Consider the following 13,207-nt stretch of genomic DNA (forward strand, 5'->3'; position numbering starts at 1 on the left):
TATTCCTGTTTTTCCATGTCGAGGGTAACGGTGCCGATGTTTTGGTTGCCTGCGCAAGTGGTGGCATTCAGGCCGCAGTGCGGGAACCACGTCGGGCTGTTGCTGGTCTTGCCGTCAGCAGCTACCCGCGTCCAGCCCACCACGTTGTTGTCCATGCGGTTGTTGGCAAACGTCGGGACTGCCAGCTTGCCTGCGCCGTTGGGATCCCAGACATATAACCCGACGTTTGCCGCTGGAATGCGCTCACCTGCAGGTGTGCGCCCGCTGGAGATGACGCGGTTGTTATATACTTGGTTATTGACGCCTCCTGCAATCCCGATCCCGTGATTGGTGGTGCCCACCACCTGATTGTCGTACACCCGGGCATAACCTGAATCTAATGGATCGGTGACTTTGCCGTCGCCCAACAAAATCCCCCCGCCCGCATAGAAAGTTTCGGTCAGCGGCGACACCCCATAGGCGCCCTGAATGTAGTTGTCATGAATCAGAAACGGACTGGCCGGCGTGCCACTACTGAGATAGAAATTCATGTTTTCTTCCGTGCGGCTTTTGCCGGGTTCGTTAATGATTTCATTCCAAGCAATTTCCACATTGGGTAAGCGTTTGACATTGTTGAACAGCACTGTTTGAACAATGGTGTATGCACCGGTGTACCCGCCAGCACCGTCACTCAAGCGTCCATCAGTATTCTTAAATCGGTTGCGCAAAATCTTGATGGTCTCTCCGGCACTTGTATTGCCCATGAAGGCACGTGCGTAGATGCCGGTGGTGCCTTCGAAATAGCTGTTTTCCACGCGCAGGTTCATGACTTCCTCGGCGTTGACGGCGCGTCCGGCGGCCTTGCCGGCGACGTTGGGGTTCAGGGCGTAGCCGCGGGTGTTGCGGACCGTCAGGCGGTTTTTGAAGCCGCTGATCAGGTTGCCGCGGCTGCGGATGTTGGCGTTCTCGATGATCACCGGTTCGCTGGTCTGGATCAGGACCGCGGATTTGTTCTGCGTGCTCTCCCAGTTGCCCGAGTACGTTCCACCCTTCGTAATCACAATCGGACCGCTGTACTGGACGTTACTGGCCGGAGTGGAGGACGTGGAGCAAGACAACATCGGACTTGCCCAGTCGGCATGGTCGTAGGTCAGGCCATCGCCTGCGTCCGTGACCACCAGCCGCAGATTTTGCACTCCACTCACGTTGACGCTGATGGCCTTGGCTCCATCTGCACCGCGCACCGTACCAGAGTCGTACAACTTGGCGGCTGTCCCGTTCCATACCTGAAACACCACGCTGCCGTTGCTGCCGACCTCGTCGTCTAGGCCGATGGTTGCGGTCAGGGTGCTGCACTTGCCGCCCAGCGCGAAGGTCATGCTGGAGTTGGCGTGTACCCCGAAGCCCCGGGCAAAGGTCTGTCCAGCAATGGTGAGTGTGCGGCCATCTCCCGCCGCGTCGTCGCCGTTGCTGCGGTCTTTCTCGATTGGCCCCCAGCCGTTGGTGCCCGCTGTCCAGGCCTCATTGCTCAGGTTGTTGTTGCCTGGATCAAGAGACAGGGTCGTCAGGCCTGCGCCAGCAGTTCCGTTGCCCTGCCAGGAATGATCCTGGCCGTCGTACACGAATGTTCTGGCGGCAGCGGGGGTCTGAGCAGGGGCGGTGGGCGTGGTGCCCGAATTACAGGCTGACAGGCCCAGCGTCAGCAGCGTCAACCCAAGCGGCACAGGGCGCTGGATGATGCGGGCAAGTAAAGATTCAGTCGGTAACATGGGGTCTCCTAGCAACAAGAAATACGTCAACGGTGCAGTGAAAGCACCGCTGCTGGCGAACAAGGTGGTCTGTCGAAGACCGCTTGGGTTGAGTGATGTGTTTAAGGCGAAAGCTGTAAGGGAAAGACAGGGAACGGACTGACGAAACTGCAGTCCAGATGATCAAATGCTGCCGATCACCCTGCCATCCAGAGACCAGCTGATCTCTGAATGAACGCACCTTAACGTTCCTCAATGAAAAGATTCTGTTAAAGCGAGCTAAAGAAAGTTTAAGAATTTTCACTTCTCATGTGACTTTTAATCTGACTCATTTAAAACCCATACAGACAGGATGAATCTCGGTGATCTCCTTCAAAGTCGCCGCCCTGCTACATCTGTTTTTATCTGGTCGATCATGGAAATGGACTGGATCAAATTAGAGAGGATTTAGCGGTGTGACAATAGGAAATTCAGCCGGGGCATCATCTGACTTCAGAGGCCCGGAGGTTGTGGCTCGTGGCGTTAACGCAGAGGTGGGTATCCTTCCCCCGCCAGATTAACTTCGAGTCAGCTTCCTGATCATTCCTTCAAAATGTCTAGACAGCTTTTATCTGTGAGAACTCATGAGACAGGCGCTACGAACTGGGGGACAGGGAAAGAACTGGCGGCAGCTCTGGCCTTCAACACTTGACATCGCTCCACATGTAAGTAAAATGATGACAAGGCTGAGGAGGGCCAGGAGATGAACAGTCAGTATTCCATCGCCGTTCATATCCTGACCCTGCTTGATTCTTCGTCTGGGCCGATGGGTTCAGTCGAAATTGCCGACAGCGTGGGCGTGAATCCGGTGGTGATCCGTACGGTGACAGGGCTGTTGCGAAGGGCTGGACTGTTGACCACCCAGCGTGGAGTCGCGGGAGCGGAGTTGACTCGTTCGGCCCGGCAGATCAGTCTGCTGGACGTGTACCGTGCCGTGGACGCTCCCGATTCTGTACTGAAGGTGCATCAGAATCCCAATCTGGCCTGTCCTGTAGGAGCGGGTATTCAGCGGGCACTGGAAGACATTTATGGTGAGGCGCAGGCAGCCCTTGAAGCTCACCTGGCCGAAGTGACGCTGGCCGATATCACCCGCGCTGTGCATCAAACTGCACCTCAGCAAGAAGTTCGCTGATTTTTTTTGAGCAAGTTGTAAGTGTTTTAACTACATCTTGTATTCGCCTTTTCATCGCCTGTCCAGCGTCTGGGCCATCGGAGTAACTATGATCGCAATTACTGGAGCCACCGGACATCTCGGCCAACTGACCATTCACGCCCTGCTGGGCCGGGGCGCCGCTCCGCAAGACATCGTGGCATTGGTGCGCGATCCCCAGAAGGCAGAAGCGCTCGCGGCACTTGGGGTGCAGGTACGCCGGGCCGACTACAAGCAACCGGAGACCCTGAAGGCCGCGCTGGAAGGCGTCGATAGGCTGCTGCTGGTATCGTCCAACGATTTTGAAGACCGGGTGGGACAGCACCGCCGCGTCGTGGAGGCCGCACAGCAGGCCGGAGTAACATTGCTGGCCTACACCAGCATTTTGCGGGCGGATACCTCGGGGCTGTCTCTGGCGGCCGACCACCAGGCCACCGAAGAACTGATCCGCGCCTCGGGCCTGCCTTTCGTGTTCCTGCGGAACAGCTGGTATATGGAAAACTACAATCCAGCGCAGGCCGTCCAGCATGGGGTCGTTGCCGGAAGTGCCGGGGAGGGCCGCGTGAGTGCCGCCGCCCGCGCCGATTATGCAGCTGCCGCCGCCGCTGTCCTGACTGGGCCGGGCCACGAGAACGCCGTGTATGAACTGGGCGGAGATCAGGCCTTTACGCTGACCGAACTGGCCGCCGAAGTGCAGGCGCAGAGTGGCCGCCCCGTGGCCTACCAGAATATGCCGCAGGACGCCTACGCCCAGATGCTGCGGGGCGTGGGAGTGCCGGACGCGGTGGCCGACATGCTGGCAGATTCCGACGTTCACCTGGGGCAGGGCGACCTGTACACCGAAAGCCGCGACCTGAGCCGCTTGATCGGGCGGCCTACCACGTCACTCACCGAGGCGGTGAAGGCGGCTCTGGCAAGCTCCTGAACCACTCAGACCCGTGGTGGCCCTCTGAGTCTTGAACAATAACCAGGGCGGCGCAGTCTTGAATAGAGATTGCGCCGTCTTCTCTTCCCCCAACTGAAGACCACCCCACCATTCTTGCCCCTCCCTCCGCGCCACACTCCCCTCAGATGACTGCCCCGCCCCGTTTCGATTTCCGCCCGCCCCCCGCGCCGCCTTCCGGGGAGGCCGTGGCCCTCAGCAAGCGCACGGCAGACCTGCTGCATACCCTGCGGTTGGTGTGGCGTGCCAGTCCCTACCACAGCAGCGTGTTCGCCCTGACCAGCCTGCTGGGAAGCACGCTGCCTGCGGCCAATCTGTACGTGGGCAAGTTGCTGCTGAACGAGGTGGCCAGGGCTGCTGGCGGCGGCGTGACCTTTCAGGCGTTGCTGGCCCTGCTGGGGGTTCAGGTGGGTCTGGTGGTGCTGGGCAGCCTGCTGTCTACCGTGCAGAACGCCTCTCAGCAACTTCTGGGAGACAGCCTGCAACACGCGGTCAGCCGCCAGATTCTGGACAAGGCGTCGGGCCTGAGCGTGGAATCCTTTGAAAACGCCGAAACCTACGACAAGCTTCAGCAGGCCTACCGCGAGGTCGGTTCGCGCCCGCTGGGAGTGGCGACGCAGTTGGTGGGCCTCGCCGGGGCCGCCGTCACGCTGGCGTCGGTCGGGGCGCTGCTGGCGAGCCTGGGGCTGTGGGTGCTGCCGCTGGTGCTGCTGGCGAGCCTGCCCGGAGTCATCATCAGCAACCGCTTCGGCGTGGCGGGCTACCAGATGTTGCGCCGTCAGACGCACGACGCCCGCGTGCAGAACTACCTCGGCAGCCTGCTGACCTCCGACACCCTGGTCAAGGAAGTGCGGCTGTTCGGCTTCGAACCGTACCTGCTGAGGCGCTGGCGCGAGTACTATCTGGGCTTCCGCGTGCAGCTCGAAACCCTGGTGCGCCGCCGCTCGGCGTGGGGCTTCGCGGCCTCGCTGGGGTCAGCCCTCCTGATCGGGCTGGCGAGTGCGCTGGTGCTGCGCCGCGCCGCCGCTGGGCAGATCACGGTAGGCGATTTCAGCATTTTCGTGCTGGGCATCGCGCAGGTTCAGTCCACGGTGGCGGGGCTGCTCAACGGCGTCAGCGGCATCTACCAGAACCTGCTGTACATGCGCAACCTCTTCGATTTTCTGGAACTTCCAGACCGCGATCTGGAGGCGGGCGAGGTCTGGCAGGGCGACATCGACAGCATCGAGTTTCAGGACGTGGGCTTCCGTTATCCGCTAACCGACCGCGACGTGCTGCGCGGCGTGAATTTCACGGTGCGGCGCGGCGAGGCGCTGGCATTGGTGGGCGAAAACGGGGCAGGGAAGACCACACTGGTCAAATTGCTCACGCGCCTGTTCGAGCCGACTGGAGGCCGCATCCTGCTCAACGGGCAGGACGCCGCCCGGTTTTCGCCGCGCAGCGTGCAAAAGCAGATGAGCATCATCTTTCAGGATTTCGGGCAGTACCAGATGAGCGCCCGCGAAAACGTGGCGATTGCCGAAATGAGCCGCCTAGAGGACGCCGCCGGAGTCGAGCGGGCCGTTGAGCAGGCAGGCGCGTCCTATGTAGACGGACTGCCGCAGGGGTTGGATACGCCGCTGGGACGGCTGTTTCAGGGTGGGCGGCAGCTGTCGGGCGGGCAGTGGCAACGGCTGGCGCTGGCGCGGCTGTATTTCCGGGCCGCGTCGGTGCTGGTGTTTGATGAACCCACCGCCGCCCTTGATGCCCGCGCCGAATTTGAAACCATCGAGGCGCTGAGGGCCGAGGCGGGCGACCGCATTACCCTGCTGATCTCTCACCGCTTCTCGACCGTGCGGCTGGCCGACAAGATCATCGTGCTGGAGGGCGGCGTGATCGTGGAATCGGGCAGCCACGAGCAGCTGCTCGCGCTGGGCGGCAAGTACGCGGCGCTGTACGACCTTCAGGCGCGGGGCTATGCAACCAGCGAGCCGGAACCTGCGCTGGGCAAGTGAATTCCTGAAGCATTGACCCGAAGCAGGGCGTCAGAAGTCTTTCCTGACGCCCTGCTTCTCCAAAAGACTGTCCCAGATTCACTCGGCTGGTTCGGTCAAAATAAGACTTCTGGCAAATGCTCTAGCGTCCCAGCGACACCCGCAACCCGCGCACCTCGTAGCCCTTCACCACTTCGTTGACCTTCACGCTGGGCGGGGAAACGATTCGCAGATCGTTCCAGATCAGCAGGCGGCGCAAAAACACGTCGCTTTCCTTGATCGCCAGGAACGCGCCGGGACAGCGGTGGTGGCCGTCACCAAAAGCCAACCCCTGCGCCTGCACGCCGCGTGGCAGGGTGCGGCCCGGACACAGCATTTCGGGTGATTCACCCATCACGCCGCCGTCGAGGTTGGCGGTCTGCACGTTCAGGGCCAGCAGGCTGCCCTCAGGAATCTGATGTTCGCCCACCGTCAGGTCGGTTTCGGCGCGGCGGTAGAGGGTGCTGACCACCGGTTCGAGCCGCAGAATCTCGTGCAAGATGGCGTGCCGTTCTTTCTCGGTGCCGTGGACATAGTCGGCCCGCATCTGCGGGTCTTGCAGCAGGTGCCACGCCGCCACGCTGATAAATTCGCGGGTGGTGACCATACCCGCCGTGCCGTAGGTCAGGCATTCGGTCAGAATATCGACGTCGTTGTACCCCCGGTCAAGCAGGTGGCTGATCAGGTCGTCGCGGCGCTGCTTGCGGCGGGCCTGAATCGCGGGTTTCACGTCCAGCAGGAAAAACAGGGACAGGTTGGCCTGCTGCTTGAGTCCCTGAATCCGGCTCTTCTCCTGCGCCTTGCCGGGTTCGCTGTCGCCGCCGCCCTCCACAAAGGCCATCACGCGCCGCTCCAGACCGGGAGCGCGGCTGCTGGTCAGGCCCACCACGCGGGCGGCCACCTGCACGGCCAGTTTCAGGCTCAGGTCGTCCAGATTTAGTTCGCCTGCCCGCGCCAGCTCTGCCATCAGGTCGTCGGCCTGCCGCGCGATCATCGGCTGGTACTCGGCCACCTGCGTGGGCGTAAAGTAGCGGGCCGTGTCGCGCCGCATGGCGTGATGCTCTTCACCCTCGGCAAACAGCACCGGCTGGTTTTGAATCAGTCCGGTGTCTCTGACTGTTTCAGCCATAAAGCCGGCCTGCCGCACGCCCTCGGCCCGCAGCACTTCCCGCGCGGCCAGGAAACCCTGAACGCGGTACACGCCGCTGTCGTCCCGGTGCACATCCGTTTCGGGCGCACGGGTCTGATTGGTGAGGGCGGGGCCAGATGATTGGTGAAACGGGCAACCGTCAGTTGAGCCGGGGCCGTTGAGACTGGGTCCGTTCGAGTTCGTGTGGGTCATGCAAGCTCCTCTGAAAACCGCTGCCTGGGCCGGAGCCAGGGCGGTCAGCGCCTTCAGAGTAGCGGGGACCGGTATGGACCAAATGAAGTTCGGCTGAGGCTCTATAGAGGGATGGAGGTGCAGCAGGGAGTACCTGACCGAGCAGCAGGCCACGCCGGGCGCGGAGTTCTGGCTGAGGAGGGCGCTGGCGTGGCCTTGATCTCAACGTTTCGTTTCGGTTGTTGCTGTGGCCTGTGCTGCTCCGGCTTCTGGGCTTTGGCCCTTGCCCAGCAGTTTCATGCGGTACTCGGCGCTCTCCGGCAACTGCTCGGTCACCACGAAGCGGAAGCGTGCGCCGTCGTGCATTTCCAGCACACATTCGCTGCCTGTGCCGGGCTGAGGGCCTTCAGGTGGTGGAGTCAGGGCCACCCGCAAAACTCCGCCCCGGCCTTCCATGGCCGTGATGCTGCCGGGCCACGAGACCCCGCCCAGATCCTCGCCAAAATGGGCGGTGACGCGCTGTGGGTCGGTCATCGACTGCCCCGCTTATGCATCGCCCATCATCAGCCCTTCGATGGTATGGCCCTGAACGATCGGTTCGAGTTCCTCCACGATGCGGCACAGGAGGTGGTCGCGAACCTCCTGCGGCAGGGTTTCGTAGAAGGCCCGCGTGACCTGAAAGTCGTGTTTCTCGTGGTTGCCTGCGCCGGGGGCGTCCACGCCCAGCACCAGCACCGGACGCGATTTGTTCGACTGGTTGGCCGTGCCCCGGTGAATCGTGAGGGCCGAGCGCACCGAAATGTCGCCCATCTGGGGAAACTTACGCTGGGCGCGGGCCTCGTAGCGTCCGTACAGAGACGTGGGCGGGAACATGCCGTGGTCGTACAGGGTGGGGTCGTCCCACTGCGTGCCGGGCGCAATCTCAAACGGTCCCATGTCCGCCTCTACATCGACTGTGGTGATGTTGAAGGCCAGAGAGTTCAGGCGGCGACCGATCAACGTCTCCTCGCCAGCGGGAAAATCGCGGTGCCAGGGCTGATCTTTTGCGCCGGGGCCGGGCACGTCGAAGCCGATTTCTACAATCTTGTACTCTGGCCCCAGCACGGTGGCGCACACGGCCCGGACCCAGGGATGCGTGACGAGTTCAGTGAAGCCGCGTACCGTTTCCGGATGAATCTCAACGTAATGGCGGTTGGTGCCCCGCCCCACGGCACCGCCGGGACGCTTCAGGGCCGCTTCGTACAGCCCGGTAATGTCTTCACCGAGTTGCCGCGCCCACTCGCGGGAAAATGCCCCCTTGAGGCCGAGAATGCCGTCACCGTACAGGCTACCCATGATGCTGGCGGGGTCGTACTCGGTGGCCGGAGAACTGGACTGAGCGGCGTCGGTCTGGGTCAGGGTCGTCATGGCGTCTCCTTGTGCAACTTAAAGTTGTGTTGTAACAAAGTTTACTCTAAACCGGTTCAGTCGTGTCAGGGATCGGTATTGCGGTTGCGGGGCGTCACGGCGCGGTGCGGGAACGGGTGAGGCGGTTTTGCAAGATCACCACCAGCAACAGGAAGGCTCCCCGGATCACCGATTGCCAGTACACGGTCAGGCTGATGGTGCCCCGCCCGTTTTCAAAGTTCAGGACATTGAAAATCACCCCCAGCAGCAGCACACCCACCAGCGTGGAGCCGATGGACCCCATGCCGCCCGTGAGCAGTGTGCCGCCCACCACCACGGCGGCGATGGCCGTCAGTTCCCAGCCCAGTCCCTCGGTGGGTTGCCCCGCGCCGAATTGCGAAGCCAGAATCACGCCTGCCAGCCCTGCCAGCGCCCCCGACAGCGTGTAGACGCTCAGCAGGGTACGTTCTACGGGCAGACCCATCAGGCGCGAGGCTTCTTCGTTCCCGCCGATCGCCAGCACGCGGCGGCCAAAACGGGTATAGCGCAGCACCACTGCGCCGATGGCAAAGGCCACAAACAGCAAGACGGCGATGTAGGGCACGCCAAAAATGGTGCCCTGCCCCAGCGTGGTAAACCCGTGATCGTAGTCTGCCGACACCGATTGGTTGCCCGACAGCATCAGCGCCAGGCCCCGTGCTGCCAGCAGCATCGCCAGCGTGGTAATGAAGGGCAGAATTTTCAGGTAGGCGATGATGGCCCCGTTGATCAGGCCTAGCAGCGCCGCAGCGCCCACCGCGCCGATCAGGGCCACCCACAGGCCATGCGGACTGAGGAGTGCCGCGACTACGCTGGCAAAAGCCGCCACGCTGCCCACCGACAGGTCGATGCCCCCCGTGATGATCACGAAGGCCATGCCCAGCGCGATCAGGCCGAACATAGAGTTGTAGGCCAGGACGGTCGTGACGTTGTAGGGCGACAGGAAATTCTCGTAGCGCAGGGTGCCGAAGAGGATCAACAGGCCCAGCGCGATCAGCACGCCGTAGCGTTGCAGGGCGCTGACCATGCGGGCATTGCGGACGCTCGTGCCTGTGGGGGGGGACTGGGCCAGGGACATGGGAACTCCTTGAACTGGGTTCTGGACAGCAGGTTCTGAACCATGAGCAGAGAAGGGGGGTGGCGCGGGAGCAGGACGCTGAGACGCGGAGCTAGCGCCGCTGACGCTGCACGTAGACCGCCAGCAAGATGATGCCTGCCTTGACCACCAGCGCCGCCGCGTCGGGTACGCCCCGCGCCAGCAGGCTGTAGCGGATCAGTTGAATGATCAGTGCGCCCAGCAAGGTGCCGACGATGGTGGCGCGGCCCCCGGTGAGTGCCGTACCGCCCACCGCCACCGCCGCAATGGCGTCCAACTCCATGTTCAGGCCCACCTGATTGGCATCCGACGAGGAATTGATGGAGATGACGATCAGTCCGGCGATGCCCGACAGCAGGCCGCTGATGCCGTATACCGCCAGCTTGACGCGGTTCACGGGTACGCCCGACAAGCGTGCGGCGCGTTCGTTGCCGCCGACTGCCAGAATCTGCCGTCCGAACACGGTGCGGGCCATGACCCACGTGAAGAGGGCCACCACCACCAGCATCAAGATCACCTGCACCGGAATTCCGAAGGGCCGCCCCAGACCGATCACCTGAAAGGATTTGTTGGAAAAGGTCTGGAGTTGCCCGTTGGTCAGCACCTGTGCAATGCCGCGCCCCGCAATGAACAGCACCAGCGTGGCAATAAACGGCTGGATCATGAAGCGGGTCACCAGCATGCCGTTGAAGAGGCCGAAGGCTCCAGCGGCCAGCACAGGCAGCACGAACGCCAGCGCCACACCCAGGCCCGGACTCCCCAGCGGCGGATTCAGAAACAGCATCGGAGCCAGTGCCCCCGCAATCGCCATCAGCGCCCCCACCGACAGATCAATGCCAGCTGTGGCGATCACCAGCGTCATGCCCACACCCACGATCACGGTGGTCGCCACCTGGGTCAGGTTCACGTTCAGTGTCTGGGCCGTCAGAAAATTGGGGGTGAAAAAGATGTTGAACAGCAGCAAAGCGAGCAGCGCCAGCAGGGGACCGAACAGCGGAATATGGCCCCGGCGAGGACCGGGCTGCGCTGGAGCGGGAGCCGGGGGCCGGAGCGGAGGCGTGGTGGTTCCTTCAGACATGCGTTCCCCCAGGGGGCGCGGCTGGTGCAGCGCTCGCTGGGGCGGCCTGCGCCGCGCCGTGCGCCATCACGCCCATCAGGTGATCCTGGGTCAGGCCGTCTCCGGTCAATTCGGCCACGCTGAAGCCGTCGCGCATGACCACCACACGGTCACAGCCTTCGGCCAACTCTTCAAGTTCACTGGAAATCATCAGCACGCCCAGTCCGCCCGCCGCCAGTTCGCTCAAGAGCGCCTGAATCTCGCCCTTGGCCCCCACGTCGATGCCGCGTGTGGGTTCGTCCAGGATCAGCAATTTGGGATTCATACACAGCCAGCGGGCCAGCAGCACTTTTTGCTGATTGCCGCCCGACAGTTCCCGAATTTTCTGATCCGGCCCGGTGGTCTTGATTCCCAGACGGTCAATAAACCGCTCCACGATTTCATTTTGTTTGGCCTGATCCACGACGCCCCGGCGGGACAATTCCGGCAGCAGCGCCAGCGTCAGGTTCTCGCGCACCGATTGGTCGGGCACGATGCCTTCGACCTTGCGGTCTTCCGAGCAAAAGCCGAAACCGGCCCGGATCGCGTCGGCAGGCGAGCGCAGCTGGGCGGGTTGGCCCGCTATCTTTATTTCACCGCCTGCCAGCGCGTCAGCCCCGAACACCACACGGGCGGTCTCGGTGCGCCCGGACCCCAGCAGCCCCGCCAGTCCCACGATCTCGCCCTTCCTCACGTCCAGCGAGGCGTTGCGGAGCGCAGGCCCAGAGCGCACGCCGCGCACTTCCAGCAGCTCTTCACCCTTGCGGTTGTGGTTTTTGACGAAGGCCGTTTCGCCCTCGCGCCGCAGTTCGCCGGGTTCCTTGCCCAGCATGCTCGCCACCAGCTCCAGCTTGCTGATGTCGGTCATGGCGCGGCGCTCCACCGTGCGGCCATCGCGCATGATGGTCACGCCGCTGCAGACCGCGTACAGCTCGTCCAGGCGGTGAGAGACGAACAGAACGGCCACGCCGCTGGCCCCCAGTTGCCGGATCACGCCGAACAGCGTGTCCACTTCACGGTCATCCAGCGAAGAGGTGGGTTCGTCCATGATCACGAGGCGGCTGTCGATAGACACGGCGCGGGCAATCGCCACCATCTGCTGCACGGCCACGCTACAGCCCATCAGGGGGCGGGTCACGTCGGCCTGCACCTCAAAGCGTTCCAGCAGCGTCCGGGCCTCACGGTTCATGCGGCCCCAGTCCAGAAACGGCCCGCGCCGACGCTCTCGTCCCAAAAAAATGTTCTCGCTGAGTGACAGGTACGGAATCAGGTTCACTTCCTGATAGATGGTCGAGATTCCGCCCACCTGCGCGGCCTGCGGCGTGGCGAAGTCCACCTCCTGGCCGCCGAAGCGGATTACGCCACTGTCTTTCCGGTAGGCGCCGGTCAGGACCTTGATCAGGGTGGATTTGCCCGCCCCGTTCTGTCCGATCAGGGCGTGGATTTCTCCGGCGCTGACCGTGAGGGAAGCGTTGATCAGAGCAGGCACGCCCGAAAAAGCTTTGTGGATGCCCTCCAACCGGAGCAGCGGTTCAGTGTGGGTCACGGGGCACCGATCCTTCTTCTGAGCTTGAATGAAGGCTGACCTGCCGGGGTCTGAAGTCTCGGCAGGTCAGCGGGGTCCGTTTCAGACTGTGGGTGAGCTTCGTTCAATACGCAGTTGCCAGCAGGGCCTTGGCGTTCTGGGGGGTGTAATCGCGGTCAGGGTTGATGATCTTGGTCGGAATGCTCTTGCCCGCCGCGTAGTTCTTCATGGTTTCAAAGGCTTTGGGGCCGAATTTGGGGTTGCACTCGACCACATAGTGGGTCACTTGGTGAAGGTGTAAGGTTTGAATATGCCTCGTCGCCAGAAAAACCCGCTGCGTCCCCTGACGGATCAAGAGCGTCTGGAATTAGAGCGATTAAGCCGATCGCATCACGGTGCCGTGGTGGTGGTCGGGCGTGCCAAGGTGTTACTCGGCGTTGCCGCTGGTCTGCCCTACACCCAGGCGGCGCAAGAGGCGGGTCGAACCTCAGGGGATGGCGTGGCTCACTTGGTCGCGCGATTCAACCAACACGGTCTCAACGCACTGGCCACACGTCCAAGTCGGCGTCCTCCCCGTACTTACGGTTCCGCTGAGCGGAACCGGATTCTCGACACCGCCCGTCGTCCGCCAGATCGAGAACAGGACGGGACAGCGACTTGGTCGCTCTCGACACTGCAACGGGTCCTGCGCCGTGAGCCCGGCTTTGAGCAGCTCAGCACGTACACGATCTTGGGTGTGTTACGCGAGGCCGGCCTGACGTGGCAGCGAGACCGGACGTGGTGCGAGACGGGAGTGGCGCAGCGACAACGTAAGAGTGGCGTGGTGAAGGTGACTGACCCCAATGCTGAGGCGAAAAAAAGCTGATTGAACGT

At 62.5% G+C, this 13,207-nt stretch carries 12 protein-coding genes; 4 read left to right on the top strand and 8 right to left on the bottom strand.

Features of this window, described 5'->3' with window-relative positions:
- A partial coding sequence (locus tag F561_RS26680) for an NPCBM/NEW2 domain-containing protein (RefSeq protein WP_040381849.1) occupies positions 1–1,748 on the bottom strand: 1,748 nt, incomplete at its 3' end.
- A 721-nt stretch (positions 1,749–2,469) separates the two neighbouring features.
- On the opposite strand from F561_RS26680, the gene F561_RS0123365 reads away from it, so the two are divergent.
- The 3 genes from F561_RS0123365 to F561_RS0123375 all read left to right on the top strand — a co-directional run bounded on the left by F561_RS0123365 (position 2,470) and on the right by F561_RS0123375 (position 5,853).
- Complete coding sequence (locus tag F561_RS0123365; RefSeq protein ID WP_019012384.1) at positions 2,470–2,898, top strand: Rrf2 family transcriptional regulator; 429 nt, start codon at positions 2,470–2,472, stop codon at positions 2,896–2,898.
- Between the two features lie 88 nt (positions 2,899–2,986).
- A complete protein-coding gene (locus F561_RS0123370) occupies positions 2,987–3,841 on the top strand; it encodes an SDR family oxidoreductase (RefSeq protein WP_019012385.1) in 855 nt (284 codons plus the stop codon).
- A 146-nt stretch (positions 3,842–3,987) separates the two neighbouring features.
- Positions 3,988–5,853 (top strand): ABC transporter ATP-binding protein, encoded by a 1,866-nt coding sequence (locus F561_RS0123375; RefSeq protein ID WP_019012386.1) that lies wholly within the window; start codon positions 3,988–3,990, stop codon positions 5,851–5,853.
- A gap of 121 nt (positions 5,854–5,974) precedes the next feature.
- Here F561_RS0123375 and F561_RS0123380 read toward each other — a convergent pair whose 3' ends face one another.
- The 7 genes from F561_RS0123380 to F561_RS29325 all read right to left on the bottom strand — a co-directional run bounded on the left by F561_RS0123380 (position 5,975) and on the right by F561_RS29325 (position 12,620).
- Positions 5,975–7,213 (bottom strand): cytochrome P450, encoded by a 1,239-nt coding sequence (locus tag F561_RS0123380; protein WP_019012387.1) that lies wholly within the window; start codon positions 7,211–7,213, stop codon positions 5,975–5,977.
- A gap of 201 nt (positions 7,214–7,414) precedes the next feature.
- Entirely contained in the window at positions 7,415–7,726 is a 312-nt protein-coding gene (locus tag F561_RS0123385; protein ID WP_019012388.1) for a hypothetical protein, read from the bottom strand.
- 12 nt (positions 7,727–7,738) lie between these two features.
- The gene (locus F561_RS0123390) at positions 7,739–8,599 is read right to left on the bottom strand and encodes a phytanoyl-CoA dioxygenase family protein (RefSeq protein WP_019012389.1); all 861 of its coding nucleotides are present in this window, start codon (positions 8,597–8,599) and stop codon (positions 7,739–7,741) included.
- Positions 8,600–8,693: 94 nt separating this feature from the next.
- Positions 8,694–9,695, bottom strand: a complete 1,002-nt coding sequence (locus tag F561_RS0123395) for an ABC transporter permease (protein ID WP_019012390.1) — start codon at positions 9,693–9,695, stop codon at positions 8,694–8,696.
- Between the two features lie 91 nt (positions 9,696–9,786).
- Positions 9,787–10,791, bottom strand: a complete 1,005-nt coding sequence (locus tag F561_RS0123400) for an ABC transporter permease (RefSeq protein ID WP_019012391.1) — start codon at positions 10,789–10,791, stop codon at positions 9,787–9,789.
- The gene (locus tag F561_RS0123405) at positions 10,784–12,355 is read right to left on the bottom strand and encodes a sugar ABC transporter ATP-binding protein (RefSeq protein WP_019012392.1); all 1,572 of its coding nucleotides are present in this window, start codon (positions 12,353–12,355) and stop codon (positions 10,784–10,786) included. The genes F561_RS0123400 and F561_RS0123405 overlap by 8 nt, the downstream gene beginning before the upstream one ends.
- Before the next feature lie 103 nt (positions 12,356–12,458).
- Positions 12,459–12,620 carry a hypothetical protein gene (locus tag F561_RS29325; RefSeq protein ID WP_019012393.1) on the bottom strand — a complete coding sequence of 54 codons (162 nt, stop codon included), beginning with the start codon at positions 12,618–12,620 and terminating at the stop codon, positions 12,459–12,461.
- A gap of 24 nt (positions 12,621–12,644) precedes the next feature.
- Between F561_RS29325 and F561_RS30400 the strand changes: the two genes are divergently transcribed.
- Positions 12,645–13,199, top strand: a complete 555-nt coding sequence (locus F561_RS30400; RefSeq protein ID WP_026298939.1) for a helix-turn-helix domain-containing protein — start codon at positions 12,645–12,647, stop codon at positions 13,197–13,199.
- Positions 13,200–13,207 lie beyond the last annotated feature (8 nt).

Origin of the sequence: Deinococcus aquatilis DSM 23025 (genome assembly GCF_000378445.1) — a bacterium.
In the GTDB taxonomy this organism is placed as follows: Bacteria; Deinococcota; Deinococci; order Deinococcales; family Deinococcaceae; genus Deinococcus; species Deinococcus aquatilis.

What these genes read in the sequence shown, in the direction of transcription:
- F561_RS0123365 (WP_019012384.1), top strand. Translation starts at nt 2,470, where the DNA reads ATGAACAGTCAGTATTCCATCGCCGTTCATATCCTGACCCTGCTTGAT.
- F561_RS0123370 (WP_019012385.1), top strand. Translation starts at nt 2,987, where the DNA reads ATGATCGCAATTACTGGAGCCACCGGACATCTCGGCCAACTGACCATT.
- F561_RS0123375 (WP_019012386.1), top strand. Translation starts at nt 3,988, where the DNA reads ATGACTGCCCCGCCCCGTTTCGATTTCCGCCCGCCCCCCGCGCCGCCT.
- F561_RS0123380 (WP_019012387.1), bottom strand. Translation starts at nt 7,213, where the DNA reads ATGACCCACACGAACTCGAACGGACCCAGTCTCAACGGCCCCGGCTCA.
- F561_RS0123385 (WP_019012388.1), bottom strand. Translation starts at nt 7,726, where the DNA reads ATGACCGACCCACAGCGCGTCACCGCCCATTTTGGCGAGGATCTGGGC.
- F561_RS0123390 (WP_019012389.1), bottom strand. Translation starts at nt 8,599, where the DNA reads ATGACGACCCTGACCCAGACCGACGCCGCTCAGTCCAGTTCTCCGGCC.
- F561_RS0123395 (WP_019012390.1), bottom strand. Translation starts at nt 9,695, where the DNA reads ATGTCCCTGGCCCAGTCCCCCCCCACAGGCACGAGCGTCCGCAATGCC.
- F561_RS0123400 (WP_019012391.1), bottom strand. Translation starts at nt 10,791, where the DNA reads ATGTCTGAAGGAACCACCACGCCTCCGCTCCGGCCCCCGGCTCCCGCT.
- F561_RS30400 (WP_026298939.1), top strand. Translation starts at nt 12,645, where the DNA reads ATGCCTCGTCGCCAGAAAAACCCGCTGCGTCCCCTGACGGATCAAGAG.